Raw genomic sequence first — 26,930 nt, forward strand, 5'->3', positions numbered from 1 at the left:
CCCCCAACCCCTCCCCTGAAGGGGAGGGGCGTACTTCGTCGCCCCAGGAGCCAGCCATGCCCGCCACGCCCGCCTTCTCCCGCTCGCTCCTCCCGCTGCTCGCTCTCGCCTTGGCGATGATGCTCGGCTTCGCGACGATGGGATCGTTCGGCACCGTGCAGGAAGGCGCCAAGGCCGAACTCCACCTCAGCGACTATACCCTGAGTCTGATCCAGGGGCTCAGCGCCGCATTGCCGCTCGCGCTCTTCTCGATCCCGATCGGCATCTGGGTCGACCGCCACAATCGCGTCCGCATCATGATCGTGCTGGTCGCCACCTTCGTCCTCGGCACCGTCCTCACCGCGGTCGCGCAGAGCGTCGCCTTGCTGTTCGTCGCGCGCATGCTGACCGGCATCGGCACCACCGGCGCGCTCACCGCGGCGCTGTCGCTCTGCGCCGACCTCTGCCCGCCGACCCAGCGCGGTCGCGCGTTGCTCGTCGTCAACCTCGGCAAGTCGCTCGGGCAGGCGATGGCGTTCGGCCTCACCGGCGCCTTGTTCGGCCTGTTCCTCCATGGCGGCGCACCCGACTGGTTCTGGCACGCCGCGCCGTGGCGCAGCGCGCATCTCGCGCTCGCTTTGCTCGGCGCCGTCTTCATGATCCCGCTGTTCCTGCTGCGCGAGCCCGCCCGCCACGAAGTCGCCGCGAGCACCCACGCCCCGTTCCGCGTCGTCGCCGGCGAACTGTGGGCGCGCCGCGGCTTCCTGCTGCCCTTGTTCATGGGACAGGTCAGCGTCGTGATGGCCGACGCCGCCGCCGCGATCTGGGCGGCGCCCGTGCTGTCGCGCAGCTTCGGCCTCCGCCCCGATCAGGTCGCGGGCTGGATGGGAACGATGATCTTCGTCGCCGGCCTGCTCGGCGCGATCGTCGGTGGCGTCTCCGCCGACTGGGGCCAGAAGAGCGGTCGCCGCGGCGGCCTGCTGATCGGCGCGGTGATCGCCGCCGCGATCGGCATCCCCGCCGGGCTGTTCCCGATCGCACCCTCCGTCCCCGTGTTCGGAGCGGCGCTCGGGCTGCTGCTGCTATGCGGCGCGGTGACCGGCGTCGTCACCTCGGTGGCGCTGACCGTGCTCATCCCCAACGAGCTGCGCGGCCTGTGCATCGGCGCGTTCATCGCCATCGCCGGGCTGATCGGCTTCGGCGTCGCCCCGACGCTCGTCGCGGCGGCAAGCAGCCTGTTCGGCGGCGAATCGCACCTCGACCAGGGGCTCGCCACCGTCGGCGCCGCGACCAGCACGCTGTCGCTGCTCGCCTTCTTCGTCGCGATGCGCCGCGCCCCCGCGACGGCGACGGCGACGGCGGAACCTATCTGAAAGCTCTTGCATCAGCTATCCGATAGGTTCATCATCGCTCTCAACGATAGAATGAGAGGTCAGGATGAAAACGCGGGTCGAGGTATCGCCGGAAATGTTCGCCTTCATCGGCGAGGGACCGCTGCCGATGGCGGACTGGACGTTCGAGGCGGTGGCGTTCGGCTATCGGCTCGCCCCCGCGACCTTCGACTTCCACCCGGCCGCCGACGCCGACGCGCTCGAAGCGGCGGAGATCGTCTTCGTCGTCGCGACCACCGCCTGCACCCGCATCTTCGGCGGCGCACCCGATCGCGCCGGTAGCTGGCATATCCCCAGCGACATGCGCGCGATCGCGCTGACGCTGCAACCCGGCCGGCTGGCGAGCGCCGCCGCCGCGACGCTGCGCATCGCCAAATGCATCGAGCTGATCTGCGCGACCTTCGAGAAACTGGGCGAGGGCAGCCTGATTCCCGCCGACGGCAGCGGCGCCCTGTCCGCCGGCGAGGCGCAGCGCATCGCCGCGGCGCGCCGCCTGATCGACGAGCGCTGGCACGAGAAGCTCACGCTCGATTCGATCTCGCGCGCCTGCGGCCTCAACCGCGCCAAGCTCACGCGCGGTTTCCGCTCGATGTTCGCGATGAGCGTCGCCGACGCGATCACCGACCGCCGGCTGAGCGGCGCGCGCGAGCTGCTGCTCGCCACCGATTTGCCGGTCTCGTCGATCGGCTATCGCTGCGGCTATCTCAACAACGCCAGCTTCACCCGCGCCTTCTCGCGCCGCTACGGCCAAGCGCCGACGCAGCTGCGCAACCACCCGCTCGCCGCATGACCCCCGATTTTTCCGGTTCGCTGGTCGATCAGGCGGTCCGCCGCGTCCGCGACCATATCCGCACCGCCGACCTCAAGGTCGGCGACACCTTGCCGGGCGAGGGCCAGTTCGCCAGCGACCTCGGCGTCAGCCGCGCGGTGATGCGCGAGGCGTTCGGCGCGCTCGCCGCGCTGCGCGTCATCGACGTCGGCAACGGCCGCAAGGCGCGCGTCGGCGCGATCGACGGCTCGGTCATGGCCGCCTCGATCGACCATGCCGTCGCCACCGCGCAGATCACCACCAGCGACGTCTGGGACGTCCGTCGCACGCTCGAATTGCGCACCGCCGCGCTCGCCGCCGAACATCGCAGCGACGCCGACGCCCGGCTGATCGTCGACCATGCCGCGCAGATGGCGACCAGCGCCGACGACGTCGACCGGCTGATCCGCCACGACATCGCCTTCCATCAGGCGATCGCCCGCGCCGGCGGCAATGCGCTGTTCCACCAGATCGTCCGCTCGTTCGAGCAATTGATGCGCGTCGCCGTCCCCACCGCCTGGCAGACGCGCGAGACGCCCGAGCAGCGCGACACGGTCTTCGCCGTCCACCGCAACCTCGCCGCCGCCATCGCCGATCGCGACGCCGCGGCCGCCGCGACGCTGATGGACGCGCATTTCGACCGCGCGATCAGCGACATCTTCGTCCGCTAGAACGCGACCCCGGCGGCGGCGAGCTGCGCCTCGATCGCATCCACCGTCGTGCCCTGCGCCAGCGGCATCGCGATCGCCCGCGTGTACGGCGTCCAGATCGCCGCCGCGAAGCCCTCGCGCCGCGCATCCAGCGCCGACCACGCTACGCAGAAGTCGTAGGCGAGCCCGACGAACACGCACCGCCGCACTCCGATGTCGTTGAGATAGCCCGCCAGCCCGGTCCGCGTCGTCTTGTCGTTTTCGAAAAAGGCCGAATAGGAATCGACGTGCCGATGCTGCCCCTTGCGCAGGATCAGCCCCGCCCGCGCCACCGCAGCGGCCACCGCCGGATGGAAATCGGCGCCCGGCGTGCCCTGGACGCAATGATCCGGCCACAGCACCTGCTCGCCATACGGCATCCGCACCGTCTCGAACGGCTGCCGGCCGGCATGGCTGCTCGCGAACGAACTGTGCCCGGCGGGATGCCAGTCCTGCGTCACCACGACATGCGCGAAGCGCGCGGCGAGGTCGGCGATCGGCGCCATCACCGCGTCCCCGTCCGCCACCGCGAGCCGCCCGCCGGGACAGAAGTCGATCTGTGGATCGACGATGACGAGCGCATCCGCGGGTGTGACGTCGCTGGGGTTCATGCCGCCTCTTACCGACCCAAGCGCGGGACCGCAAAGCGCGTGCGAATTCCTGCGTCGACACCGGCGTTCGCGCGTTGGTGGCGCTTGGCGGTCGCGGTGACCGCCGGGAGAGGTTCATGAGCACGACCCTGACCGCGAAGTTCGAGACGCGGCGCGAAGCGGAGATGACGGTGGAACGGCTGGTGCAGCAGTTCGAGATTCCGCGCACCGACGTGTTCATCGCCGCCGACGGCCCCGACAATACCGTCGGCACCGAGGACGCCGGCTCCGACACCGAGGCCGGCGCCCCCACGCCGGAGGCGCGCGACGACGGCGCCCACGCCGGCGCGGTCGTCGTGTCGGTCGACATCAACGACGCGACGCTCGCCGACGAGGTGAAGGAGGCCTTCGCCGAATTCAACGCGGCGGACGTCACCGCCGATTGACGCCCTGCGGCCGGACGCCTCGCGTCCGGCCGACGCGCGAGACTTGTCGCTGCGCCCGCATGACGTAAGGTCGGCGCGATACGCGCACCGGACCAACCGGTGCCGATGGTTTCGACAGGGGATTCTCCATGCGTCACGCTCTTGCCCTGCTGCTGGTGTCGGCGGCACCGCTCGTCCAGGCCGACGCCGCCCCGCCCCAGGCCGCCCCGCCCAAAGCCGGCCCGCCCCGTTCCGCAGCGACCGCCACGCAGGACGCGGCGCTGCTGCAATTCCTCGACCGCGCCTTCGACGAACAGCTCGATCGCAATCCGGAGGCGCTGACCCAGCTCGGCCTCAAGACGCACGAGGATCGGCTCGACGATTACACCGATGCCGGCGCGCGCGCCGATCAGGCGCTGGCCGAACGCCAGTTGCAGGACATGCACGCGCGTTTCCGCCCCGACCAGCTCGGCGAGAGCGCGCGGGTCAGCTATCGCTTGTTCGAATATGAGGTGACGCGCGGGCGCGAATCGCTCCGCTTCCGCAAGCTGCGCTTCCCGGTCTCGACCACCGGCAGCCCGGCCGGCGACATTCCGGTGCTGCTGATCAACAACCACCGGATCGACACGCTCGCCGACGCCCGCGCCTATATCGCCCGCCTGCGCGACACCGAGCGGGTGATGCGAGAGGTCGCCGCGACGATGCGCGAACAGGCGGCGGCGGGCATCGTCCCCAACAAGGTCAATTTCGCCCCCGCCCGGTCCGACGCGCGCGCCGTCGTCACCGGTGCGCCCTTCGACGCCGGCCCCGATTCGACGCTGCTCGCCGATCTCCGCAAGAAGGTGACCGCGCTCGACGTGCCACCGGCGACCCGGACGCAGCTCATCGCCGAGGCGTCCGCGGCGCTGACCGGTCCGTTCCGCCGCGGCTACGACGTGCTGTTCGCCGCACTCGACGCGGTCGAGCCGCTGTCCAAGGGCAATTTCGGCGCGTGGAGCCTGCCCGACGGCGCGGCCTATTATGCCGACCGCCTCAAGACCGCGACCACCACCGATCTCACCGCCGAGCAGATCCACGCGCTCGGGCTGCGCCAGGTCGCGACGATCCGGCAGGAGATGGAGGGGATCAAGCGCGAGGTCGGCTTCACCGGCACGCTCGACCAGTTCTTCGACAAGATCCGCACCGATCCGCAGTTCAAATATCCCAACACCGCGGCGGGGCGGCAGGCGTATCTCGGCGATGCGCGCGCGGTGATCGCCGGGGCGATGGCGGCGGCACCCCGCTATTTCCGCGTCCTGCCCAAGGCGCCACTGGAGGTCCGCGCGGTCGAGCCATGGCGCGAGCGGACCGCATCGACCGCCTTTTACGATCCGCCATCGGCGGACGGATCGCGACCGGGCATCTATTACGTCAATCTGATCGACATGACGCAGACGCAGAAGGTGCAGGTCGCCGGCATCGCCGCGCATGAGGGCGCGCCCGGCCACCATTTCCAGATCGCGCGCCAGCAGGAGCTGACCGGCATCCCCAAGTTCCGCAAATACGGCGGCTACGGTGCCTATGCGGAAGGTTGGGGCCTCTATGCCGAGCGGCTCGCCGACGAGATGGGGCTCTATAAGGATCCCTATGCCCGGTTCGGCATGCTGTCGCTGCAGATGTGGCGGGCGATCCGGCTGGTGCTCGACACCGGCATCCACGCGCAGCGCTGGGACCGCGACAAGGCGATCGCCTATTTCCGCGCCAACAGCTCGGTCTCCGACACCGACATCGCGCGCGAGGTCGATCGCTATTTCAACTGGCCCGGCCAGGCGACCAGCTACATGGTCGGCCAGCTGCGGATCAGCGAGGCACGGGCGCGGGCACAGCGCGCGCTGGGGGCGAAGTTCGACATCCGCGACTTCCACGAGGCGGTGCTCGACCAGGGCGCGCTGCCGCTCGACCTGCTCGACGAACAGGTGACGCGCTACATCGCCGCCAAACGCTAGGCGGCGCGGCGCTCGGTCAGGAACAGCAGGAACACCGCCGTCGTCAGCACCGCGCCGACGGCGGCGGTCGCGGTCCAGCCGCCGCGGTCGTAGCTGATCGTCGCCAGCGTCGAGCCGAGCGCACCGGCAAGAAAGACCATCGTCATATAGACCGAATTGATCCGTCCGCGCGCCTCGGGCGCGATCGAGAAGAGCACGCGCTGGCCGAGCACCTGGTTCATCTGCGTCGCCGCGTCGAGCACCACCGCCGCGACCGCGAGCAGGATCAGCGCATGCGCCGCCCCGGCCCAGCCGGCGAGCAGGAAGGCGAGGATCGCCGCCGCCAGCGCGCCCGCGGTGCCGGCGCGGACATGGCCGCGGTCGCCGAGCCGCCCCGCGATCGGCGCCGCCAGCGCGCCGCCCGCCCCGGCGAGCGCGAACAGCGCGATCCCCATCTGGCCGAGCCCGAAACGCTGCGCGAGCAGCAGCGGCACCGTCGTCCAGAACAGGTTGAACGCGGCGAACATCGTCGCCTGATAGGCGGTACGGCGGCGGATCGCGGGCGTGCGGACGAGCAGCGACAGGCCCGACCGCAGGAGCGCGCCATAGCCCAGATCGGGCTTGGGCCGCCGCTGCGGCACGGTGCGCGCGATGAGCAAAGCGAGCAGCGCCATGCCGATCGCCGACAGTCCGAAGATCGCACGCCACCCCGCCACCGCGGCGAGCCCGTTGGCCAGTGGCCGGGCGAGCATGATGCCGGTGATCAGCCCGCCCATGATGTTGCCGACCACCTGGCCGCGGCGCCGTTCGGGGGCGAGATGCGCGGCGAGCGGCACCATGATCTGCGCGCCAACCGAGCAGAAGCCGGTGAGGAACGAGAAGATCAGAAAGCCCGTCGCCCCCGTCGCGGTCCAGATCCCGACCAGCCCGAGGCAGGCGCCGACGGTGAGCAGCAGGATCAGCCGCTTGTTCTCGACCCGGTCGGCGAGCGAGACGACGAAGAACAGCCCGGCACCATAGCCGAGCTGGGTCAGCGTGACGACGAGCCCGGCGACGCCACCGTGCAGCCCCAGCGCCGGCGCGATCTCGCCGATGAGCGCCTGCGCGTAATAGAGGTTGGCGACCATCAGCCCGCAGGCGAGCGAGAAGATCGCGGTGAGCCCCGGGCTGATCCCGGCATGGTCGGTCTGGTCGGTCATCGCCGCCGCCTAACGCCTCCCGCGCCTCGCGTCGCGCGCCGATCGCCAGGCCCGCGCTCGATCGTGGAAAAGGCGGATCAGGCGCCGGCCACACGATCGACAATCTCGCGGATCGCGTCGCGTTGCAGCGGCTGGCGGTCGATCGAATTGTGGATGCCGATCCCCTCGACCAGCGCATCCAGCGCGCGTGCGGTGAGCGGATCGAAGAAGCGTTCCAGCGCCGCGCGGCTGTCGTCCATCCATCGCTGCATCACCGCGGTCACCGGCGGGTGGCGCGCGGCGAAGGCATAGAGTTCGTAGCTGAGCAGCAACGTGCGCGGTTCCGCCCAGATCGATTCGGCGATGATGTCGACGATCGCCGCACGCGCGCCGTCGCGGTCCTGCGCCTCCGCCAGCCGGGCCGCGAATGCCGCCGACGATTCCGCCGCCAGTTGCAGGAAGGCGGTGGTCAGCAGCGCCTCCAGCGACGCGAAATAATAGGTCACCGATCCCAGCGGCACCGCCGCCGCCGCGGCGATCCGCCGGTGCGTCGTCGCCGCGACGCCATGCTGCGCGATCACCTCCAGCGTCGCATCGACGATCCGCTGCCGGCGATCGGGATCGTTCCGCTTGGGTTCGCCGGATATCACGCATTCTTCCTTTGCCATTCATGTGTACATTTGTACATGTACGCGCATTCTTCGCGGCCGACGCCGCCGTATCGCAAGAAAGGCCGCCGATCATGTCCCAACCGCCCTTATCCCGTCGTACCGTGCTCGGCGGTGCCGCGGCACTGGCGCTGCCCGCAACCGCCGGTGCGGCACTCGGTCAGGCGGCGGATGCGCCGGTGCTCGGCCGCCACGACGGGCGCTGGCTCAATCCGCCCAAGCAATGGCACGCCGACGCCGCCGACGACCTGAGCATCGTCACCGATCGCGCCACCGATTTCTGGCGCGAGACGCATTACGGCTTCACCCGTGACAGTGGTCATTTCCTCGGTTTCCCCACCCCCGCCGCCTTCACCGCGCAACTGCGCATCCGCGGCGATTACCAGCAGCTCTACGATCAGGCCGGCATCATGGTCCGCGTCGACGAACGCCGCTGGGTCAAGGCGGGGATCGAATTGTCGGACGGCGCGGCGATGCTGAGCAGCGTGCTGACCGACGGCCGCTCGGACTGGGCGACCGGCCGCTACACCGGCGACGCGTCCGACTTCTGGATGCGGGCGACGGTGGCCAAGGGAGTGCTGCGGTTGCAGGTCTCCGCCGACGGCAAGACCTGGCAGCTGGTCCGCCTCGCCCCCTTTCCCGTCGCCTCCTCCTACCGGGTCGGACCGATGGCCTGCACGCCGGAGCGCAGCGGGCTCGGCGTGCGCTTCTCCGATCTGCGCATCACCGCGCCGCTCGGCAAAGACCTCCACGATCTGAGCTGAGGCGATGACCGAGAAAGAGAAGATGCTGGCGGGCGATCTCTACACCGCCGACGATCCCGAGATCGCCGCCGACGCCGCGCGCGCCGCGCGATGGATGGCGCGCTACAATGCCGCCGCCGCGGCGAGCCCGGCCAGGCGCCACGCTTTGCTCGTCGAAGGGCTCGGTGCGGTCGGCCGCGGCGTCACCGTGCGCTCGCCCTTCCATTGCGATTATGGCGACAATATCCGGCTCGGCGACGGCGTGTTCCTCAACTTCGGCTGCGTCATTCTCGACGTGGTCGCGGTGGAGATCGGTGCGGGGACGCAGATTGGACCGGGCGTCCAGATCCTCACCGCCGATCATCCGCGCGACCCCGCAGCGCGCGCGGCGATGCTCGAATTCGGCCGGCCGATCCGCATCGGCGCCAACGTCTGGATCGGCGGCGGCGCGCTGATCCTGCCCGGTGTGACGATCGGCGACGATGCGATCGTCGGCGCGGGCAGCGTCGTTACCCGCGACGTGCCCGCCGGCGCCACCGTCGCCGGCAACCCCGCCCGCGTGCTGCGCGCATGACCGCGAACCCGGCACCCGACCGCACCAGCGTCGGCAAGACGCATTTCGAGGTGCTCGACGGCTTGCGCGGCACCGCCGCGCTGCTGGTGGTCGCCTTCCACATCCAGGGAATCGCGGTACTGTTCGACGCATCGAAGCTGGCGCTGCCCCACGCCTATCTGGCGGTAGACTTCTTCTTCGCGCTGTCCGGCTTCGTCATCGGTTACGCCTATGACGATCGCTGGCCGCGGATGACGACGCGCGGCTTTCTGGCGCGGCGCCTCGTCCGGCTGCATCCGCTCGTCATACTGGGTACGGTGCTGGGGCTGGTCAGCTACCTCTTCGATCCCTTCGCGGGCGACAAGCAGGATGCGTCCGCCGGACTGATCGCGCTCGCCTTCGCCGCCGGCCTGCTCGCGCTGCCGTCGCTGCCGCTCGCCAACCGGCTCGGCGACAGCCACCCGCTCAACGCGCCGGCCTGGACGCTCTTCCAGGAATATATCGCCAATCTCGCTTACGCGCTGCTGCTGCGCCGGCTCGGCCTGCGCGCGCTTGCCGGCGTCGCCCTGCTCGCCGCCATCGTCTCCGCCGCGACCGCGCTGACGCTCGGCTCCTACGACACCGGCTGGGGCCTCGCCAATTTCTGGGGTGCCCCGGTCCGGCTCGCCTATCCCTTCGTCACCGGGCTGCTGCTCTACCGGCTCGGCGATCAGTTGCCGCGACTGCGGCTCGGCTTCGTCACGCTCAGCATCGTGCTCGCGCTCGCCTTCGCCGCGCCGGTCTTCCCCGCCGTCGGCGCGCTCAAGCTCAACGGCCTCTACGAAGCCGCCTGCGTGCTGATCCTGTTCCCCGCGATCATCGTCGCCGGCCGCCATTCGCGCGGCGGCCCGCGCGTCGTCGCGCTCTGCAAGTTGGCGGGGCGCTTGTCTTACCCGATCTACATCACCCATTATCCGTTCGTGTATCTCTACATGAACTGGATCGCCGGGCGGCAGGGACCGGGCTGGCTGACTGCGACGGTCGCGGCCGCATTGTTCGTCTTCACCATGTTGTTCGCCGCCCTCGCGCATGCGCGCTGGGACGTGCCGATCCGCACCCGCCTGAACCGCCGCCTGCCCGCGGCGTGACGCCAACGCCGCTCAATCGCACCTCAAGCGAGGAACGATCGCGGACCCGCATCGCTTGGGTATCGAGGCTGCAACCGCGGCCACGACCAAGGATGACATGATGAGCGACGACAAGGTCCCCAATCCGGTCAGCGGCAACCCGGCCAGCAAAGGCGCGCCCGACGGCATCTCGGGCGTCCCCGGCGGCGGCGAGCGCGAGATCCACGGCCGCAGCGCCGGCGGCGAGAGCAGCGGCGGCGCCTATCCCAATCCGCACACCGGCAAGACGCCCGAGGGCGGCGGCTTCATGGGCCACGGCGGGCAGACGGAGATCGCCTATCACGGCAGCGGCCAGGCCGGCGACGACGACGCCAGCGTCGCCAACGCCGCGACCGGCTCGCGCGAGGGCGCCGACGCCACCGACGGTGGCGGCGACGCAGTGCCGACCGCCGACCGCCGGGATCATGCGGTCGCCGGCACCGACGGCCCGGTCACGGCGACCGCCACCGATGGCGTCGCCGAGGCGGAGACGAGCGGCAAGATCGGCACCGACGCCGATTACGAGGCCGAACAGCGCAAACCCGGTGCCGGCTGAACACGACCCGTACCGTCCCGGTTTGCGACGACCTGCGGCATGGGCGCACATTGATCGGGATCAGTTCGGCCGTTCGCCGGTTCTGGTCGGTGATGCGACCATGACAAGGCCCGAGAATTGACGGATTTTTCCAGTCGTGGCGGTGAGATGGCGGCGCTGGTCGCCGCCCACGACTGGGCGGCGACGCCGCTGGGGCCACGCGATCGCTGGCCGCCGCACCTCAAGACGGTCACCGAGATCGTCCTGCAATCGCCGCTGCCGATGGCGCTGCTATGGGGCGACGAGGGCCGGCTGATCTACAACGATCGATACGCCGTCATCGCCGGCCGCTACCATCCCGCCATCCTCGGCCAGCCGATCACACAGGCCTGGCCCGAGGCGGCGGACTTCAACCGCCGCGTGCTGCGCGCCGGCCTCGCGGGCGAGCCGCTGAGCTTCTCGCGCCAGCGGATCACCGTCCACCGCGACGGTTTCCCGGCCGAGGTGTTCTTCGACCTGACCTACGCACCGGTGTTCGATCCGGCCGGCACCGCGGGCGGCGTCCTCGCCGTCGTCATCGAGGTGACGCAGGCGGTGGCGCTGGAGCAGGAGCTGATCGCCGAGACGCACAGTCTTGAGACGCTGAACCGCATCGGCACCGCGCTCGCCGCCGAGCTCGATCTCGAACCGCTCGTGCAGATGGTCACCGATGCCGGCGTGACGCTGACCGGCGCCCAGTTCGGCGCCTATTTCCACAACCAGCGGGACGATGACGGCGAACGGCTGCATCTGTTCACCTTGTCCGGCGCCAGCCGCGCCGCATTCGAGGGGTTCGGCAAGCCGCGCGCGACCGCGGTGTTCACGCCGACCTTCCGCAACGAAGGGGTGCTGCGCTCCGACGACATCCAGTCGGACCCGCGCTACGGCCACAACGCCCCGCACCGCGGCCTGCCCGAAGGCCATCTGCCGGTGCGCAGCTATCTGGCCGCGCCGGTCGCGTCGCGCTCGGGCGAGGTGCTCGGCGGACTGCTGTTCGGCCATCCCGAACCCGGCCGCTTCCACGCCCGTCACGAGCGGCTGCTCGTCGGCATCGCCGCGCAGGCGGCGATCGCGATCGACAATGCGCGGCTGTTCCGCGCGGTGCAGGAGGTCAACGACACGCTCGAACGCCGCGTCGCCGAACGCAGCGAGGCACTGACCCGCGCCCACGACGCACTGCGCCAGGCGCAGAAGATGGAGACGCTCGGCCAGCTCACCGGCGGCATCGCGCACGATTTCAACAATTTGCTGACCGTGATCCGCGGCTCGACCGAGCTGCTGCGCCGGCCGGGACTGAGCGCGGAACGGCGCGACCGCTATATCGAGGCGATCGCGCAGACCGCCGACCGGGCGAGCACGCTGACCGGCCAGCTGCTCGCCTTCGCCCGGCGCTCGTCGCTGACCCCGCAGGTGTTCGATGTCGGCGATACGATCCGCGGGCTGACCGACATGATGGAGATGCTGGCCGGCGCGCTGATCACCGTCGACCTCGATCTGCCCGACGCCGCCTGTTTTGCGCATGCCGACGTCAGCCAGTTCGAGACCGCGATCGTCAACATGGCGGTCAATGCGCGCGACGCGATGGGCGAGGAGGGCCGGCTGACGATCGCGGTCGACACCTGCGACTGCATCCCGCCGGTACGCGGCCATAGTGCCCGCCGGGGCGACTTCCTCAAAGTGTCGATCACCGACACCGGCACCGGCATCCCGCCCGACCATATCGATCGGATCTTCGAACCGTTCTTCACCTCCAAGGGGGTCGGCCACGGCACCGGTCTCGGCCTGTCGCAGGTGTTCGGCTTCGCCAAGCAATCGGGCGGCGACGTCCTGGCGACCAGCCGCGTCGGCGAGGGCGCGACCTTTACCTTGTTCCTGCCGCGCGAACGCGCCGCGCCCGCCGCCGCGCCGCCGCCTGCGCCGCCCGTTGCCGCGACCGCCGCGTCGCTGCGCATCCTGGTGGTCGAGGACAATCCCGAGGTCGGCACCTTCGCTACCGCCGCGCTCAGCGACCTCGGCCACGACATCGTGCTCGCGCGCAACGCCAAGGAGGCGCTCGGCCGGCTGGAGGGGGATGGCGACGGGTTCGACGTCGTCTTCTCCGACGTGATGATGCCGGGGATGAACGGCATCGAGCTGGCGCAGCTGATCCGCACCCGCCTGCCGGCGCTGCCGATCATCCTGACCAGCGGCTATAGCGAGATCCTGTCCAAGCACGGCGCCGGCGAATTCGAGCTGCTCCACAAACCCTATTCGATCGACGCGCTCAGCGCCGCCTTCCAGCGCCTCGCCCCGCTCCGCAACGGCTGATGCGGCGTCGGCGGCCGGTGCCCGACCTCAGATCACCGCGTCGATGACGAAGCGCACGCCTTCGGGCGGATAGTCGATCGAGGCCTGCCCGCGCACGTGCTGCGCGAGCACCCGCGAGATCATCCGCGTGCCGAAGCCGGTGCGCGTCGGCGGCGCCACCGCCGGGCCGCCGCTCTCCACCCAGGAGAAACGGATGCGATGCGGGTCGCCGGCGTCGACGTGCTGCCAGCGCACCGCGACATGCCCGCCCGCCACCGACAGCGCGCCATATTTGGCCGCATTGGTCGCCAGTTCGTGCAGCGCCATCGACATCGCCAGCGTGATCGCCGGCGACAGCCGTACCTCCGGCCCCTCGATCGAGAAGACGCGGCCGGCACGGTCCATGAAGGGCATCAGCACGCCTTCGGCAACCTCGCCGAGCGCCGCGCCCTCCACCTCGTCGCGGATCAGCAGGTCGTGCGCCGCGCCGAGGCTGGCGATCCGCCCGCCGATCGCCTCCTGCGCCTCGGCGATCGAGCCGGCGTTGCGCAGCGTCTGGCTGACCACCGCGCTCACCGTCGCCAGCGTGTTCTTCACCCGGTGCGTCAGCTCCTGCGCCAGCACCGCGCGATGCTCCTCGGCGAATTTGCGCGCGCTGATGTCGGTCGAGAAGCCGATCATCGTCGTCGGCGCCGTACCGTCGCGACGCGTCACCTCGCCGCGTGTCTGCACCCAGCGCAGCTCGCCGGCGGGCGTGACGATGCGGTAATCGTGCGCGCAGTCCGCGACGCCGGCGATCGTATCGTCGATCGCCGCGGCGACCGTCGCCATGTCCTCGGGATGCACCGCGGCGGCGAAATCGGCATAAGTGAACGGTTCGTCCGGCATGCGGCCGAAGATCGCCTTGCAGCCGGGCGAGGCCTCCAGCACCCGCGACGCGACGTCGAAGCTCCAATAGCCCAGCCCGCCCGCGCGCAGCGCGAGCTGCAACTGCAACTCGCGCTCCGCCAGCGCCGCCTCCTGCACCGCGACCTCGACCTGGAGCGCGTCGCGGTCCGCGATCAGCTCGACCAGCCGGTGCCGTTCCAGCGTCACGTCGGTCTGCGAGGCGACGAAATAGGTCAGCGCGCCATCGTCGCCGAACACCGGCGCGACGGTCAGCCGGTTCCAGAAGGCGGTGCCGTCGCGGCGATGGTTGAGCAGGTCGATCTCGATCCGCCGCCGCGCCGCGATCGCTTCGCGCAGCCGGGCGACGTCGTCGGGGTCGGTCGCCGGGCCCTGCAGGAACCGACAGTTGCGCCCGACGATCTCGTCGGCGGCATAGCCCGTCAGCCGCTCGAACGCGGCATTGACGTAGATGATCGGATCGTCGGGCAGCGTCGGGTCGCTGACCGCCATCGGCAGCGTCGCGTCGCGGAACCCGATGACGACCGGGTCCGCCGCGTCCAGCCGCGCGCCGAACGCATCGATCGACCGTCGCACCGCCGGGGCAGCGACCACCGGTACGACCGGATCGGGAGAGAAAGAGAAACGATCCAAGCCTGACCAGCGCTATCTCAAGGTAAGCATTTCAGCAATATCGCGAAAGCTCCGGGATGGGGCTTATCGCCGGGTTCAGAGCGGCACCGCCGCGGCCGCATCGGCGAGGACGCCGCAGCCCGCGGCCGCCTTGCCGACCTCGATCGGCACCTTGGGGTCCTTCACCTGCCCCGCGACGCGCACGAAGTCGCCGATGGTCAGCCGCCCGGGGCTGGCGTCACCCTGCCGCGCCGCGCGCGCCGCACGGCCGAGCTGCTGCAACTGGCCGATCGACAGGTTCGCCTCCAGCCGGTCGCCGACGCATTGCGACTGGGCGGGCTGGAACCCATACCCCTCCATCGCGGTGGCGATCCGCGCCGAGGGGTCGACGCAGCCGCCCAGCAACGCGGCAAGTCCGGTCGCGACGCAGACCGGCGCGCGGAAGAAGAGACGATCGGCCATCAAGATATCCCCTGTCACCGCACCCTTGTGTCGGTGGCTGCTTGTCCGGGATCGCCGCCGCCAAGTCGACCTAAATGTCTCCGAAATCCGGGCCAAGCCCCCGGTATTGCTGCACTAGGCCATGGTGCTTTTGACCTAGTACGGCGCCGGTCGCGCGCTCACCAGCCGCCGCCGTTGCGGTTGGGGCCGAGCTGCGCGCCGAGGATGTGCCGCGACGGCCAGGCGCCGATCGTATGGACCGCACGGCCGGGCACCACCGGGCGGCCGCGCTTGGGGCGGTCCTCGCGGTCGCGCACCAGGATGTCGATCGTGTCGCTCGCCGCGCCGCTGCGCACCCGCAGCGGGTGGAGGCCGGGCTGCCCGATCGTCACCACCGCCGTCCAGGTCGCGGGCTGGCCGGGCACCGGCTGCATCGGCGTCGCGATGCCATCCGCCTCCACCACCGGTGGCGCGGCCTCCGGTCCCAGCACGCGCGCGGTCACCGCGATCCGGCCCGGCGCCGGCACATGACGCGGATCGTGCGGTCGGGTCAGCAGCCGGACGTCGGCCGGCGACAGGATCTGGACGTGCGGCCAGCCGGGCGCGGCATCGCCGATCGGCCGGAAGGTCCAGCTCGGCACGCCGTCATGGACGCTGACGATCGCATAGCCCGCGGCGCCGCCGTCCTCCTCGATCTGCGCGGTCGAGCGGGTCGCGCCATAGACGACGCGGCCGTCGTTGAGCAGTTCGTTGTAATGCGTATGGCCGGTATCGACGAAGGCGACGCCGGCGTCGGCGAAGGCCGTGGCCAGCGCCTCGCCCCCGTCGGCGAGATCGCCGGGGTAGGCGTGCATGAAGACCAACGGCGTCAGCCCCTCGTCGTCGCTGGCGGCGAGCGCGGCGTCGATCCGGCGGCGCTGGCCGGCGCCGATGCGGAAGTCCGGCCCGCCGCTGCCGGCGCTGACGATATCGAGGAACAGGCAGCGATGGCCGCCGATCACCCGTTCGAACGGGCGCATCGCCTCGGGCGTGCCGGCCCGGAAGGCGGCGAGCGTGCCGTCCTCGAAATCGTGATCGCCGGGGATGGTGAACACCGGCAGCGCCAGCGGCGCGAGCGCGGCCCGGATGCGGTCATATTGCTCCGCGGTGGCGTGATTGGCGTTGTCGCCGGGCACGAAGACGAAGTCGATCCCCTCGCGCACCGCGGCGAGATCGGCGACGATTTCCGCCAGCCGGTCGATCCCCAGCCAGCCGTCGGCGGGATCGGCGTGCAGGTCGCCGACATGGACCCAGGTGATCGTCTTCATGCCTTGTTCTCCGCCCGTTTGCCTTCGCATGCCGGCCTCAACAGGCCGGCGAAGCCGATCCACAGCGCCAGACTGACCAGCGCGAAGCTGCCGAGGATCAGGAAGGCGGCGTGATAGCCGAACGCCTGCGCGATCCAGCCGCCGATCGCCGGGCTCAGCGACGCGCCGAGGCCCTGGATCGTCATCACCGCGCCCTGGCCGACGTTGACCCGGCCGGTGCCGTCGAGCAGGCAGGCGACGAGGCCGGGCACCGCGACGCTCTGCAAGCCGGCACCGATGCCGTCGAGCGCCTGCACCGGCCACACGCCCCAATGTTCGATGAACGTCCCCGCGAGGAACCCGCGCAGCGGCAGCGCCGCGAACGAGATCAGCAGCACCAGCCAATAGCCCTTGCCGGCCGACATCTTCATCGCGATCAGCGCCGCGGCGATCATCACCGCCTGCGCGACGACGACCGTGGTCGCCGTGAACAGCGCCGCATTGCCCTTTCCCGCGCCGACCACCGCGAGGCTGTAGAGCGGCAGCATCGCGCCGTTGCCGAGGTGGAAACAGGCGAGCGCCGCGGCGAGGATCAGCATCGGCTTGTTGCGCAGCAGCGTCTTGAACCCCTCCGCCTGCCCGCCGCCGTCTGCATCATCCTCTTTGTCCCCTTCGAGGCCGCGCGCGGCGCGATGGTCGATCGCCCGTTCGGGGATCATCAGCACGCTGACGATCGCCAGCACGCCGAATGCCGCGGCGAGATAGAAGATCGCTGGCATACCGAACTTCCAGCCGAGGAAGCCCGACAGGCCGGCGCCGATCATGTTACCGGCATGGTTCCACGCCTGGTTGCGGCCGTTCTGCGCGTTGAAGCCGCGCTGGCGCACCACCCCCAGCGTCATCCCGGTCACCGCCGGCCCGATCGCCGCGCCGGCGATCGCGGTCGCCACCTGGCTCACCGTCACCACCCAGCCCGATTGCGACAGCAGGATCAGGAACGACGCCATCACCGTGCAGATGCCGGTGACGATCACCACCAACCGCTTCTTCTCGGTATGGTCGATGAACGCGCCGGCCGGCACGGTCATCACCATGCCGGCGACCCCGCCCGCCGACATCACCGTGCCGATCGGTCCCGCGGTCCAGCCGCGCTGCTGCAGGAACACGCCGAGGAACGGCCCGATTCCCGCCTGCATGTCCGCCATGAAGAAGTTGAGCGCCTGCAACGCCGTCCTGGCGCGCCCCGTCTCGTCGGACGATGCGGATCGCGAAACGGGAATTGCGCTCGATGCCATGGCCCACGTCCTTCGGTTCGTGGCGCTAAACCCGAATCTGCCGAATTAGACCCATCGCCCCGCCACCCCGATCGCGGCCAGTCCCGGGAACGGCAGGTATAGCAAAACAAGATCAACAACTTACCCATTAGATGAATTCGGCGTCATCTCGCTTCGGTCATGATGGAAGCCTGCGCGATTGACACCGCTCCCGGCTGCGGCTCAACTCGCCGCCATCCTATCTGCCCAGCCGGAGCCCCGATCCATGCGCCTCGTTCGTGCCGCCCTGTTGCTCGGGGCCGCGCTCCTGCCCCTCGCCGCCACCGCCCAGACCGCGACACCGCGCGCCAACACCGCGTCGGTCAAGCCGATCGCCTTCACCGAGCGGACGCTGGCCAACGGCCTGCGCGTCTATGCACTGCGCGACACCGGCACGCCCAACGTCGCGGTGCAGGTCTGGTACGACGTCGGCTCGAAGGACGATCCGCGCGGCCGCTCGGGCTTCGCGCACATGTTCGAGCATCTGATGTTCAAGGCGACGCGCAACCTCGTCTCCGAACAGATGGACCGGCTGACCGAGGACGTCGGCGGCTACAACAACGCCTCGACCAACGACGATTACACCAATTATTTCGAGGTCATCCCCGCCAACCACCTGCAACGGCTTCTTTTCGCCGAGGCCGACCGGATGGCGAGCCTCGTCGTCGAGCCGAAGAGCTTCGCCTCCGAACGCGACGTGGTGAAGGAGGAGCTGCGCCAGTCGACGCTCGCCCGCCCCTATGGCAAGCTGTTCTCCACCTATCTGTCCGCCGCGGCCTATACCACGCATCCCTATGCGCGCTCGACAATCGGCAGCATCGAGAATCTCGAAGCCGCGTCGATCGACGACGTCCGCGCCTTCCACGCGACCTATTACCGGCCCGACAATGCGATCCTCGTCGTCTCGGGCAATTTCGATTCGGCGCAGCTGAATGCGTGGATCGACCAGTATTTCAGCAAGATCGCCAAGCCCGCCGCGACCATTCCGCGCGTCGCGGTGCAGGAGCCGCCGCGCACCAAGGCGGTCGGCTACACCGTCTACGAACCCAATACGCCGCTGCCCGCGGTGCTGATGAGCTGGCACGTCCCCGCCGACCGCGAGGCCGACATCCCGGCGCTGACCGTGCTCCAGACGATCCTGTCGACCGGCGAGAGCAGCCGGCTCTATGAAAGCCTCGTCTACCGCGACCAGCTCGCGCAGGACGCCTCGTCCTTCCTCGACAGCAAACAGGGCACCGGCAATCTGATCGCTTATGCGATCCTCGCCGGCGGCAAGACGGTCGAGCAGGGCGAGAGTGCGCTCAAGCGCGAGATCGCGCGCTTCCGCGATGCGCCGGTCACCGCCGCCGAACTCGCCGAGGCGAAGAACGAGATCCTGACCTCGGCGATCCGCAGCCGCGAAACCGCCGAGGGCAAGGCGCGCATCCTCGCCTCGTCGGTGATCATCGACGGCGACCCCCGCGCCGCCGACCGTCAGCTTGCCGAGATCGCCCGGGTCAGCGCCGCCGACGTCCAGCGCGTCGCGCGCAAATATCTCGGCGACGCCCAGTCGGCGACGATCCGCTACCTGCCCGACACCGCCAAGCCCGCCGGCCAGAACGGCGACACGATCGCGATCGCCCCGACGGTGCAGACCGCGCCGCTCACCCCGCCGGCGCAGATCGCGATCGTCACCCCCGCGCCCGAAGCCGAGCGCATCCAGCCGCCCGCCCCCGCCGCGCCAGTCAAGGCGAACCTGCCGCAGCCGGTCGAGACGCGGCTCGCCAACGGCCTGCGCGTCATCACCGTCGCGCGTCACGAGCTGCCGATCGCCACCGCCTATCTCGTCGCGACCGGCGGCGAGGTGCTCGATCCGGTCGACCGCTCGGGCGTCAGCAGTCTTGCCGCCAGCCTGATGACCAAGGGCACCACCACCCGCTCGGCGACCGAGATCGCGCGGCAGGTCGAAAGCCTCGGCGGATCGATCGGCGCCGGCTCGGATCAGGAGGGCGGCACCGTCTCGGTGACGGTCAAGTCGGACCAGCTCGCCCCGGCGATGACGATCCTCGCCGATGTCGCGACGCATCCGGTGTTCGCGCCCGACGAACTCGACCGTGCCCGCGCGCAGCAGGTCGATGCGGTCACCGTCGCGGTCAAGGACCCGGCGCAGCTCGCCGCAATGGTCGCCGACCGCGCCACCTTCGGCGCCTCGCCGTTCGGCGCGCCGGGCGGCGGCACGCCGAGGTCGCTGAAGGCGATCACCCGCGGCGACGTCACCGCCGCTTATGCGCGCACGTGGCGCCCCGATCAGGCGACGCTGATCCTCGTCGGCGACGTCACCCCGGCACAGGCCAAGGCGCTCGCCGAGGCGCAGCTCGGCCAGTGGCGTGCCCCCGCCGGCGCGCCGGTTGCGCCGGTCGCCCTCGCCGCCTTCCCGGCGCCGCGCACGATCGTCGTCGACATGCCCGGTGCGGGCCAGGCGGGCGTCGTCGTCGAGCGGCCGGCGATCCCGCGCGCCGACCCGCGCTATTATCCGTTGGCGGTCGCCAACACCGTGCTCGGCGGCGGCTTCTCGTCGCGGCTCAACCAGGAGGTTCGGATCAAGCGCGGCCTCGCTTACGGCGCGTCGAGCGGGGTCGGCGGCGGCCGCCTCGCCGGCGAATTCACCGCGCGCACCCAGACCAAGAACCCGACCGCGGCCGAGGTGGTGACGCTGATCACCGCCGAGATGGCGCGGATGGGTACGGCGCCGGTGCCAGAGGCGGAGCTGGCGACGCGCAAGGCGGTGCTGGTCGGCAATTTCGGCCGCACCGTCGAGACGACCGGCGGTATCGCCGGCATCCTCGGCAGCTACGTCCTCGACGACGTGCCGCTCACCGAATTGCAGGCCTATACCGGCAAGGTCGAGGCGGTGACCCCCGCCGCGGTCCAGTCGGCGGCGGCGGCGCTGCTCGATCCCAAGGCGGCAAGCGTCGCGATCGTCGGCGACGCCAAGCAGTTCCTCACGCCGCTGAAAGCCGCCCGCCCCGACACGCAGACGCTGACCGAAGCGCAACTCAACCTCGACAGCCCGACGCTGAGATAAGGGGACTCGACGGAGGCGCCCCCGCAAGCGCCATTCCGCCGTCACCCCGGACGTGATCCGGGGTCCCGCTACGTCCTTTACGGGTACCGATGAGGAAAAAGCGGGACCCCGGGTCGAGCCCGGGGTGACGGGAGGATTTGTCGTCGTCACCGCCCGTGACCACCGATGCGCGTGATGCATCCGCAATCCCCGCGGACGCGAAACCCGATGTAAGCTATTGGCGCGTAATGCGGGTGCCAATGCGGACGATCCGGACGATGACGCGACTGTGGCTGGCGCTGGTCGCGCTATGCCTCGCGCTCGCCGTGCTGCTGGCGGCGCAGGCGGCGTGGCGCGCGATCGCCGCGCATGGCGTCGTCGCGCCGCCGCTGCCCGCGCCCGCCGGTTACGAGGCGGAGGATCATTTCCCCGGCGCCGCGCTGCTCTACGCCGCCGCCACCACGCCCGCCGCGGGCGAGAGCGCCGCGCCCGCCGAAGGCGTTACCGGGACCACCGCTCTGCCCGCGCTGCCCGTGTCGGCCGCCGTCCTCGCGGCGGCGCTGCGCAGCGGCAGCGGCGCCGCGCCCTTCTCGACCAGCGCGGCGACCGGCCTCGACCGGTCGCGCGCGCTCGAATGCCTCACCGCGGCAATCTATTACGAGGCGGCGTCCGAATCCGACGCCGGCCAGTCCGCCGTCGCGCAGGTGATCCTCAACCGCGCCCGCCACCCCGCCTTCCCGCCGACGGTGTGCGGCGTCGTCTATCAGGGCTCCGAGCGCGCCGGTTGCCAGTTCAGCTTCGCCTGCGATGGCGCGATGGCGCGGGTGCCGGCGCGCGCCGCCTGGGCGCGCGCGGCGCGGCATGCGGCGATGGCGCTCGCCGGCTATGTCTATGCGCCGGTCGGCCTCGCCACGCATTACCATACCTATGCGGTGACCCCGACGTGGAACCGGGCGATGGTGATGACCGACGTCGTCGGCGCGCATCTGTTCCACCGCTGGAAAGGCTTCTGGGGCACCAGCGCCGCCTTCGCCCGGAACTACCGCGGCGGCGAGCCGATGCCCGGTCCGCACCTGCGCCTCGCCGCGCCGCCGGTCGTGCCGCCGCCATCGCTGATCGCCGCCGCCGCGCCGCTCCCGGTCGCGCCGGGCGCGCCGCAACCTGCCGCCACGCCGCCGCCCGACATGCTGCCGCCCGCCGCGACCGTGCTCGACAAATGGAAGGATTCGGGCAAGCCGCTGTTCTAGGCGCGCGCCTGGAGCGCCGCCGCCCCTATTTCGCCGCCTTCACATATGTATCGAACCACGCGATCGCGCGCGCGCGCACGTCGCTCGCCTGCTCCGGCGCGGTCACGCAATGGCCCGCGTCGGGATAGATCACCAGGCTGACCGGTACGCCGCGATCCTTCAGCGCGTGCCACCATTCGATCGACTGGGTCGGCGGCACCTCGATGTCGCGCTCGCCGACGTAGATGAAGGTCGGCGTCTTCGCCTTCTTCGCCTGATAGACCGCCGACACGTCCTCATAGGCCTTGATGTCGTCGTACATCGTCTTGCCGAAGAACGGCAGCAGCCATTGGTCGATGCCGTTGGTACCGTAATAGCTCACCCAGTTCGACAGGCCGGCGCCGGCGACGATCGCCTTGAACCGGTTGGTCTGGGTGTTGGTCCACATCGCCATGAACCCGCCATAGCTGCACCCGCCGAGCCCCAGCCGCGCATCGTCGACCGGCGCGACGCGCTCGACCGCATCGATCCCGGCGAGGATGTCGCGCAGGTCGCCGCCGCCGAAGTCGCGCTTGTTGGCGGCGGTGAACGCCTCGCCCTGGCCGAAGCTGCCGCGCGGATTGGGCAGGAAGACGTAATAGCCCGCCTTCAGCAGCGCGCCGTTCATCGACCCCGCCGAGACATAGCCCGGCATCGACGCCGCCGACGGGCCGCCGTGCACCATCGTGATCATCGGCGCCTTGCCGGCGGGCGCGGTGCGCGGCGCGAGCAGCCAGCCCTGCACGTCATAGCCTTCGTTCTGCCAGGCGATGCTGCGCGCGCTCGCCAGCGCCGGGGCGGCGTCGTTGTCGTGGGTGATCTGCCGCACGCCGTTCGCCTGCGCCGCTACCGGCCCGGCATAGATCGCCGGCGCGTGCTCGTAATCCTGCACCACCGCCGCGGCGATGCGGCCGTCGGCGGAGAAGACCGCGCGGCCGTCGCCCGCCGCGCTGCTCGCCGGCTTGGCGAAGCCCGGCGCGACCGACTGGCCCGGCGTCAGCGTGCCGAACTGGATGCGGTCGCCGGCCAGCGTCACGGTGCGCAGCCCGCCCGCGGTCCAGTCGATGGTGGTGACCGTAGACTTGGCGCCGGCGGTGATGTTGCGCGGCGTGCCGCCGGCGAGCGGGACGGTGAAGACGTCGCCGCCGATCGAGCCGAAATCGCTCATCAAGCCGCCGACATAGGCGACCGTCCGCCCGTCCGGCGAGACGCGCGGCTGGTTGAGCTGCGTCACCGGCTTGGCGATCGGGCGCACCGCCCCGGTCCGCGCGTCGATCGCATCCAGCGTCGCCACCCACCAATTGTTGTCGCCATTGCCGAGCGCGGTGGTCGCGACGAAGCCGCGCCCGTCCGGGGTCCAGTCATATTCGTAGACGTAGCGCCCGGCGGGCGACAGCGGCGTCACCGTCGCCGCCGGCTTGCCGATGTCGAACACCGCGAGCCGTTGCTCGTCGTTCTTCTCGCCGATCTCGCCGATCATCCGCACGCCCGCCTGCGTCGCGCCCGATTCCTTGGCGGCGCCCAGCGTCACCAGCAGCGCGATCCGCGTGCCGTCGGGCGAGACGCGCGGCGTCTGGGCGATGCCGGGGATCGTCGCGATCGTCCGCGTCGTCGTCGCATCGGCATAGCTCAGCCGCACCGCGGCGGTGTCGCGGACGAGGAAGACGAGATCGCCATTGGGCGCGAAGGTCAGCCCCGAATAGCTGCACGTCTTGCACGGATCGATCGTCCGCAGCACACGGCCGTCGGCGGTGCCGCGCACCGTCACCACGCCATGACCGCCCGCGCTTTCGACTGCCGCGACCCGGTCGCCGGTCGGCGAGATCGCCAGCGCGCCATATTGATGCAGCGCCTGCGCGGCGGCGGGCGAGGTGGAGGCGAGCAGGGCGGCGGCGAGGATCAGGCGCATCGGAACTCCGGCGGGTCAGGCACTATTCCTGACGCTTAGCGCCTCGCCGCGCCGCCGCAAGCGGAACGCGGATCGCCGCGCTCCGCCGCGTTGCGTTATCGGCAGCGTACGTTGTTGCGATCGACCGACCGTCCCACCGCCGCACCCGCCGCGCCGCCCAGCAACGTGCCGAGCAGGCCCGAATTGCCCGGCGCGATGATGTTGCCGAGCACGCCGCCGGCGAGACCGCCGACGATCAGCCCGGTCGTCCCATCGTTGCGGCGGCAATAATATTGGCCGTTCTCGCCGCGATAGATCCGGTCGCGCGACGACAGGCGGCGCTCGCGATAGCGCGGACCGTCGGCATAATAACGATCGGCGTAATAGCCGCCGTACGCCGGGTCGACCCGGTTGTAGTCGTACCGGCTGTAGCCCCGATAGCGACCGTCCGTGCCCGACGTCGAGCATCCCGCAAGCGCGGTCGCGGCGATCGTCGCCGCCAACAAGGGTATCCGCATGACATCCTCCCATTTGCTTCAGATGAAAGGAAGAATGTCCCCTGCACCGTTTTGGTTGCAACCTGGATCAAGCCGTCGTCGGCGGAACGCAGCGCGCGACCCGGCGGTTGAGGTCGCGAGAGGAAGCGACGATGACCGACGACACCAAGCCGACCACCGAGACGTCCGAGCCCAATTTGTCCACCGAGCATCAACGCGGCGGCGACGCCCGCCGCCCGAGCGACACGCTCGACAAGGACCAGCCGCAGGGCGAGACGATCCCCCGCAAATCCTCGCTGCTCGGCAACGACTGACCGCGTAGCGGACGCCTGCGAGCGTACATCCGGTGGGTGAACGCCGGGGCTCAGTCAGGTGAAGGGCCGCCTCGGCTATCGTTCGCGCAAGCCAGTGCTCCTGCGAAGGCAGGAGCCCAGGGCCAAGCAGAACACCGTCTGATGACGTCCGGAACGCCAGTGCCCCTGCTTCCGCAGGAGCACTGCATAACTCAGGCGGCGCCGGTCGCCTCGCTGAACCCGCTGCCGCGATCGGCCACCAACGTCGGCGCCGGACCGGTCGCCGGCCGCAATGCCTCCCGCTCTTCCTCGGTCGGCACCGCGGTGGGGTCGGGACGGAATGCCTCGACCGCACGGCTGTCGTTGCCGGGATGCGCGTCGCCCATCAGATCGGTCGGCACGTGTTCGGCCGCCGGATTGCCCGGCTGCTCCTCGAAATGCTTTTCGGTCTCGGCCATGCCGACCGGCGCGGCGGCCATCGTCGCCGGCCGCGGCGCGATCGGGCTGGTCGTGCTGTCGCCCGGCACCGCGCCAACGCCCGCGTCGTCCGCCAGCCGGCGCGGGCGCGAGCCGGGTTTGGGGCCGAATGCCGCCGTCGCCGCGGTCCACGCCGCCGCACCTGCCGCGAAGGCGCCGAGGCCGAAGCCGATCTTCTTGTAATCCATCGCAAAGAATCCCGGTTGCTGCTGTTCGCTCATCCAACGGTGCGGGTCCGGGCGGGTTCCGCCTGATCCAGCAGCGCGACCAGCGCCGCGACCACCTGCCAATCGGCGAACGGCTTGCCGAGCAGCGGTGTCGTCCGGAACCGCTCGGGCAAGGTGTACGGCCGATTGGCGGACAGGAAGGTATAGGGGATCGCCAGCGCGCCGAGCCGGTCGGCGACGTCGAACGACATATGATCCAGCAGCACGACGTTGAGCGTCGCCGCGTCCGGCCGTGGTGCGTCGCCGGCGAGTGCGGCCAGTGCCTGGTCGGCGGTGGCGAACGGACCCAGCACCGTGCCGCCGGCCTCGGTGACTATCCCGTCGAGATGATCGGCGAGCAGCCATTCGTCCTCGACGATCAGGATGTGCCGACCGGCGAGCGGCGCAGCGGAAGGGGTGTCGGTCATGCCGTCGCAACCGGCCCATGTCGCATCCGTTCCTTGCCGATCAAACGGATACGCCGGGATACGCGGCCGATGACGGCGATTTGCCGCATCGCCGCTTTGCTATAGGCGGGCGGACGATGCTGTCGCGCCTGGTCCTGACCGATTACCGCAACCATGCGGGCCTGGCGCTCGCCCCCGGCCCCGGCTTCGTCGTGCTCACCGGCGAGAATGGCGCGGGCAAGACCAACGTGCTCGAGGCGGTGTCGCTGCTCGCGCCCGGCCGCGGGTTGCGCCGTGCGCCGCTCGCCGACATGCAGCGGCAGGGCGGCGCGGGCGGCTTCGGCATCGCCGCGACGCTCGCCGCGCCCGGCGGCGACGTCGAGATCGCGACCGGCACGCTCGCCGCGACGCCCGAGCGCCGCCAGTTGCGCATCCAAGGCGCCACCGCCACCGCCAACACGCTCGCCGAATGGCTGACCGTGCTGTGGCTGACCCCGGCGATGGACCGGTTGTTCGTCGAGCCCGCGGGCGAGCGCCGCCGCTTCCTCGACCGGCTGACGCTGGCGCTGCTACCCGCGCATGCGCATCATGCCGCGCGCTACGAAGCGGCGATGCGGGCGCGCAACCGCCTGCTCGCCGCCGACGTGCCGGCCGATCCCGATTGGCTGACCGCGCTGGAGACGCAGATGGCCGACCATGGCGGCGCGATCGAGACCGCGCGGCGCACCACCGTCACGCTGCTCGGCGAGCGGCTCGCAGACCAGCCCGACGGCCCGTTCGCGCGTGCTGCGGTGGCGCTGGAGGGCTGGCGCGGCGATGGCGCGCAACTGCTCGACGCGCTGCGCCAGGGCCGTTCGCGCGACGCCGCTGCCGGCCGCGCGCTTGCCGGCCCGCACCGCGCCGATCTCGCCGTGACGCATCTCGGCAAGGCGCAGGCGGCGGCGCTCGCCTCGACCGGCGAGCAGAAGGCGCTGCTGCTCGGCATCGTCCTCGCCCATGCCGAACTCGTCGCGCAGCGCACCGGCCACGCCCCGATCCTCCTCCTCGACGAGATCGCCGCGCATCTCGACCCCGTCCGCCGCGCCGCGCTGTTCGAGCGGCTGTCGGGCCACGGCCAAGTGTGGATGACCGGCACCGAACCGGCCCTGTTCGCCGCGATCGCGAGCGACGCGACGCGCGTGGAGCTGGGGTAGAATTCCTCCCCCGCCAGGGGGAGGTGGCGCGCCCGGAGGGCGTGACGGAGGGGGAGGATACGGTGAGCTCGCCTTATGCGGAAACGCCCCCTCCACCACCGGCCTTCGGC

General features: G+C 70.7%; 25 protein-coding genes. 14 read left to right on the top strand and 11 right to left on the bottom strand.

Annotated elements, in window-relative coordinates; all coding sequences use genetic code 11:
* Window positions 1–56 precede the first annotated feature (56 nt).
* The 3 genes from FFS23_RS16895 to FFS23_RS16905 all read left to right on the top strand — a co-directional run bounded on the left by FFS23_RS16895 (window position 57) and on the right by FFS23_RS16905 (window position 2,849).
* The gene (locus tag FFS23_RS16895; RefSeq protein WP_137899524.1) at window positions 57–1,352 is read left to right on the top strand and encodes an MFS transporter; all 1,296 of its coding nucleotides are present in this window, start codon (window positions 57–59) and stop codon (window positions 1,350–1,352) included.
* 64 nt (window positions 1,353–1,416) lie between these two features.
* Window positions 1,417–2,160, top strand: coding sequence for a helix-turn-helix transcriptional regulator (locus FFS23_RS16900; protein ID WP_137899525.1), 744 nt, complete (start codon window positions 1,417–1,419; stop codon window positions 2,158–2,160).
* Window positions 2,157–2,849, top strand: coding sequence for a FadR/GntR family transcriptional regulator (locus FFS23_RS16905; RefSeq protein WP_137899526.1), 693 nt, complete (start codon window positions 2,157–2,159; stop codon window positions 2,847–2,849). The genes FFS23_RS16900 and FFS23_RS16905 overlap by 4 nt, the downstream gene beginning before the upstream one ends.
* Here FFS23_RS16905 and FFS23_RS16910 read toward each other — a convergent pair.
* Window positions 2,846–3,478: a nicotinamidase gene (locus FFS23_RS16910; protein WP_137899527.1), complete on the bottom strand. Its 633-nt coding sequence runs from the start codon at window positions 3,476–3,478 to the stop codon at window positions 2,846–2,848. The two genes, FFS23_RS16905 and FFS23_RS16910, sit on opposite strands and share 4 nt — an antisense overlap.
* A gap of 116 nt (window positions 3,479–3,594) precedes the next feature.
* Between FFS23_RS16910 and FFS23_RS16915 the strand changes: the two genes are divergently transcribed.
* Window positions 3,595–3,903 carry a hypothetical protein gene (locus tag FFS23_RS16915; protein ID WP_038665866.1) on the top strand — a complete coding sequence of 103 codons (309 nt, stop codon included), beginning with the start codon at window positions 3,595–3,597 and terminating at the stop codon, window positions 3,901–3,903.
* Window positions 3,904–4,031: 128 nt separating this feature from the next.
* Window positions 4,032–5,867 carry a DUF885 domain-containing protein gene (locus FFS23_RS16920; protein ID WP_137899528.1) on the top strand — a complete coding sequence of 612 codons (1,836 nt, stop codon included), beginning with the start codon at window positions 4,032–4,034 and terminating at the stop codon, window positions 5,865–5,867.
* On the opposite strand, the gene FFS23_RS16925 is transcribed toward FFS23_RS16920, so the two are convergent.
* Both FFS23_RS16925 and FFS23_RS16930 read right to left on the bottom strand, forming a co-directional pair.
* A complete protein-coding gene (locus FFS23_RS16925; protein WP_137899529.1) occupies window positions 5,864–7,045 on the bottom strand; it encodes an MFS transporter in 1,182 nt (393 codons plus the stop codon). The two genes, FFS23_RS16920 and FFS23_RS16925, sit on opposite strands and share 4 nt — an antisense overlap.
* A gap of 77 nt (window positions 7,046–7,122) precedes the next feature.
* On the bottom strand, window positions 7,123–7,674 hold the full coding sequence (locus tag FFS23_RS16930; RefSeq protein WP_212742992.1) for a TetR/AcrR family transcriptional regulator: 552 nt from the start codon (window positions 7,672–7,674) through the stop codon (window positions 7,123–7,125).
* Window positions 7,675–7,766: 92 nt separating this feature from the next.
* Here FFS23_RS16930 and FFS23_RS16935 point away from each other — a divergent pair, with 92 nt between their 5' ends.
* The 5 genes from FFS23_RS16935 (at window position 7,767) to FFS23_RS16955 (ending at window position 13,014) form a co-directional block, all read left to right on the top strand.
* Window positions 7,767–8,456, top strand: coding sequence for a DUF1349 domain-containing protein (locus tag FFS23_RS16935; RefSeq protein WP_038665858.1), 690 nt, complete (start codon window positions 7,767–7,769; stop codon window positions 8,454–8,456).
* A 4-nt stretch (window positions 8,457–8,460) separates the two neighbouring features.
* Complete coding sequence (locus tag FFS23_RS16940; RefSeq protein WP_137899531.1) at window positions 8,461–9,009, top strand: sugar O-acetyltransferase; 549 nt, start codon at window positions 8,461–8,463, stop codon at window positions 9,007–9,009.
* Entirely contained in the window at window positions 9,006–10,115 is a 1,110-nt protein-coding gene (locus tag FFS23_RS16945) for an acyltransferase family protein (RefSeq protein WP_137899532.1), read from the top strand. Before FFS23_RS16940 ends, FFS23_RS16945 begins: the two co-directional genes overlap by 4 nt.
* Before the next feature lie 100 nt (window positions 10,116–10,215).
* Window positions 10,216–10,689 carry a hypothetical protein gene (locus FFS23_RS20340; protein WP_212742993.1) on the top strand — a complete coding sequence of 158 codons (474 nt, stop codon included), beginning with the start codon at window positions 10,216–10,218 and terminating at the stop codon, window positions 10,687–10,689.
* 117 nt (window positions 10,690–10,806) lie between these two features.
* Window positions 10,807–13,014 carry a hybrid sensor histidine kinase/response regulator gene (locus FFS23_RS16955; protein ID WP_137899533.1) on the top strand — a complete coding sequence of 736 codons (2,208 nt, stop codon included), beginning with the start codon at window positions 10,807–10,809 and terminating at the stop codon, window positions 13,012–13,014.
* A 27-nt stretch (window positions 13,015–13,041) separates the two neighbouring features.
* Here the strand turns inward: FFS23_RS16955 and FFS23_RS16960 are convergent, their stop codons facing one another.
* From FFS23_RS16960 to FFS23_RS16975, 4 genes are all read right to left on the bottom strand, one after another.
* On the bottom strand, window positions 13,042–14,532 hold the full coding sequence (locus FFS23_RS16960) for a PAS domain-containing protein (protein ID WP_212742994.1): 1,491 nt from the start codon (window positions 14,530–14,532) through the stop codon (window positions 13,042–13,044).
* A gap of 75 nt (window positions 14,533–14,607) precedes the next feature.
* Complete coding sequence (locus FFS23_RS16965; protein ID WP_038665847.1) at window positions 14,608–14,973, bottom strand: hypothetical protein; 366 nt, start codon at window positions 14,971–14,973, stop codon at window positions 14,608–14,610.
* Between the two features lie 158 nt (window positions 14,974–15,131).
* On the bottom strand, window positions 15,132–16,259 hold the full coding sequence (locus FFS23_RS16970) for a metallophosphoesterase family protein (protein WP_137899534.1): 1,128 nt from the start codon (window positions 16,257–16,259) through the stop codon (window positions 15,132–15,134).
* Window positions 16,256–17,533, bottom strand: a complete 1,278-nt coding sequence (locus FFS23_RS16975) for an MFS transporter (RefSeq protein ID WP_137899535.1) — start codon at window positions 17,531–17,533, stop codon at window positions 16,256–16,258. Before FFS23_RS16975 ends, FFS23_RS16970 begins: the two co-directional genes overlap by 4 nt.
* 244 nt (window positions 17,534–17,777) lie before the next feature.
* On the opposite strand from FFS23_RS16975, the gene FFS23_RS16980 reads away from it, so the two are divergent.
* Both FFS23_RS16980 and FFS23_RS16990 read left to right on the top strand, forming a co-directional pair.
* Window positions 17,778–20,615: a M16 family metallopeptidase gene (locus FFS23_RS16980; RefSeq protein WP_137899536.1), complete on the top strand. Its 2,838-nt coding sequence runs from the start codon at window positions 17,778–17,780 to the stop codon at window positions 20,613–20,615.
* Between the two features lie 239 nt (window positions 20,616–20,854).
* A complete protein-coding gene (locus FFS23_RS16990) occupies window positions 20,855–21,841 on the top strand; it encodes a cell wall hydrolase (protein WP_249340731.1) in 987 nt (328 codons plus the stop codon).
* A 25-nt stretch (window positions 21,842–21,866) separates the two neighbouring features.
* On the opposite strand, the gene FFS23_RS16995 is transcribed toward FFS23_RS16990, so the two are convergent.
* A complete protein-coding gene (locus tag FFS23_RS16995; protein WP_137899538.1) occupies window positions 21,867–23,768 on the bottom strand; it encodes an LpqB family beta-propeller domain-containing protein in 1,902 nt (633 codons plus the stop codon).
* A 95-nt stretch (window positions 23,769–23,863) separates the two neighbouring features.
* A complete protein-coding gene (locus tag FFS23_RS17000; RefSeq protein WP_038665833.1) occupies window positions 23,864–24,265 on the bottom strand; it encodes a glycine zipper 2TM domain-containing protein in 402 nt (133 codons plus the stop codon).
* Window positions 24,266–24,396: 131 nt separating this feature from the next.
* Between FFS23_RS17000 and FFS23_RS20215 the strand changes: the two genes are divergently transcribed.
* Window positions 24,397–24,558, top strand: a complete 162-nt coding sequence (locus FFS23_RS20215; protein WP_171009532.1) for a hypothetical protein — start codon at window positions 24,397–24,399, stop codon at window positions 24,556–24,558.
* Window positions 24,559–24,749: 191 nt separating this feature from the next.
* Here FFS23_RS20215 and FFS23_RS17005 read toward each other — a convergent pair whose 3' ends face one another.
* Both FFS23_RS17005 and FFS23_RS17010 read right to left on the bottom strand, forming a co-directional pair.
* The gene (locus FFS23_RS17005; RefSeq protein ID WP_137899539.1) at window positions 24,750–25,202 is read right to left on the bottom strand and encodes a hypothetical protein; all 453 of its coding nucleotides are present in this window, start codon (window positions 25,200–25,202) and stop codon (window positions 24,750–24,752) included.
* A 29-nt stretch (window positions 25,203–25,231) separates the two neighbouring features.
* Entirely contained in the window at window positions 25,232–25,648 is a 417-nt protein-coding gene (locus FFS23_RS17010) for a response regulator (protein ID WP_137899540.1), read from the bottom strand.
* A gap of 116 nt (window positions 25,649–25,764) precedes the next feature.
* On the opposite strand from FFS23_RS17010, the gene recF reads away from it, so the two are divergent.
* Window positions 25,765–26,820, top strand: a complete 1,056-nt coding sequence (gene recF / locus FFS23_RS17015; RefSeq protein WP_137899541.1) for a DNA replication/repair protein RecF — start codon at window positions 25,765–25,767, stop codon at window positions 26,818–26,820.
* The last annotated feature ends 110 nt before the right edge of the window (window positions 26,821–26,930 follow it).

It is taken from the genome of Sphingomonas sp. 2SG, assembly GCF_005503285.1.
Lineage (GTDB): Bacteria > Pseudomonadota > Alphaproteobacteria > Sphingomonadales > Sphingomonadaceae > Sphingomonas > Sphingomonas taxi.

Excerpts from the sequence above, each read along its gene's own strand:
- FFS23_RS16895 (WP_137899524.1), top strand. The coding sequence starts at position 57 with ATGCCCGCCACGCCCGCCTTCTCCCGCTCGCTCCTCCCGCTGCTCGCT.
- FFS23_RS16900 (WP_137899525.1), top strand. The coding sequence starts at position 1,417 with ATGAAAACGCGGGTCGAGGTATCGCCGGAAATGTTCGCCTTCATCGGC.
- FFS23_RS16905 (WP_137899526.1), top strand. The coding sequence starts at position 2,157 with ATGACCCCCGATTTTTCCGGTTCGCTGGTCGATCAGGCGGTCCGCCGC.
- FFS23_RS16910 (WP_137899527.1), bottom strand. The coding sequence starts at position 3,478 with ATGAACCCCAGCGACGTCACACCCGCGGATGCGCTCGTCATCGTCGAT.
- FFS23_RS16915 (WP_038665866.1), top strand. The coding sequence starts at position 3,595 with ATGAGCACGACCCTGACCGCGAAGTTCGAGACGCGGCGCGAAGCGGAG.
- FFS23_RS16920 (WP_137899528.1), top strand. The coding sequence starts at position 4,032 with ATGCGTCACGCTCTTGCCCTGCTGCTGGTGTCGGCGGCACCGCTCGTC.
- FFS23_RS16925 (WP_137899529.1), bottom strand. The coding sequence starts at position 7,045 with ATGACCGACCAGACCGACCATGCCGGGATCAGCCCGGGGCTCACCGCG.
- FFS23_RS16935 (WP_038665858.1), top strand. The coding sequence starts at position 7,767 with ATGTCCCAACCGCCCTTATCCCGTCGTACCGTGCTCGGCGGTGCCGCG.
- FFS23_RS16940 (WP_137899531.1), top strand. The coding sequence starts at position 8,461 with ATGACCGAGAAAGAGAAGATGCTGGCGGGCGATCTCTACACCGCCGAC.
- FFS23_RS16945 (WP_137899532.1), top strand. The coding sequence starts at position 9,006 with ATGACCGCGAACCCGGCACCCGACCGCACCAGCGTCGGCAAGACGCAT.
- FFS23_RS20340 (WP_212742993.1), top strand. The coding sequence starts at position 10,216 with ATGAGCGACGACAAGGTCCCCAATCCGGTCAGCGGCAACCCGGCCAGC.
- FFS23_RS16965 (WP_038665847.1), bottom strand. The coding sequence starts at position 14,973 with ATGGCCGATCGTCTCTTCTTCCGCGCGCCGGTCTGCGTCGCGACCGGA.
- FFS23_RS16970 (WP_137899534.1), bottom strand. The coding sequence starts at position 16,259 with ATGAAGACGATCACCTGGGTCCATGTCGGCGACCTGCACGCCGATCCC.
- FFS23_RS16975 (WP_137899535.1), bottom strand. The coding sequence starts at position 17,533 with ATGGCATCGAGCGCAATTCCCGTTTCGCGATCCGCATCGTCCGACGAG.
- FFS23_RS16980 (WP_137899536.1), top strand. The coding sequence starts at position 17,778 with ATGCGCCTCGTTCGTGCCGCCCTGTTGCTCGGGGCCGCGCTCCTGCCC.
- FFS23_RS16990 (WP_249340731.1), top strand. The coding sequence starts at position 20,855 with ATGCGGACGATCCGGACGATGACGCGACTGTGGCTGGCGCTGGTCGCG.
- FFS23_RS16995 (WP_137899538.1), bottom strand. The coding sequence starts at position 23,768 with ATGCGCCTGATCCTCGCCGCCGCCCTGCTCGCCTCCACCTCGCCCGCC.
- FFS23_RS17000 (WP_038665833.1), bottom strand. The coding sequence starts at position 24,265 with ATGCGGATACCCTTGTTGGCGGCGACGATCGCCGCGACCGCGCTTGCG.
- FFS23_RS20215 (WP_171009532.1), top strand. The coding sequence starts at position 24,397 with ATGACCGACGACACCAAGCCGACCACCGAGACGTCCGAGCCCAATTTG.
- FFS23_RS17005 (WP_137899539.1), bottom strand. The coding sequence starts at position 25,202 with ATGGATTACAAGAAGATCGGCTTCGGCCTCGGCGCCTTCGCGGCAGGT.
- FFS23_RS17010 (WP_137899540.1), bottom strand. The coding sequence starts at position 25,648 with ATGACCGACACCCCTTCCGCTGCGCCGCTCGCCGGTCGGCACATCCTG.
- recF (WP_137899541.1), top strand. The coding sequence starts at position 25,765 with ATGCTGTCGCGCCTGGTCCTGACCGATTACCGCAACCATGCGGGCCTG.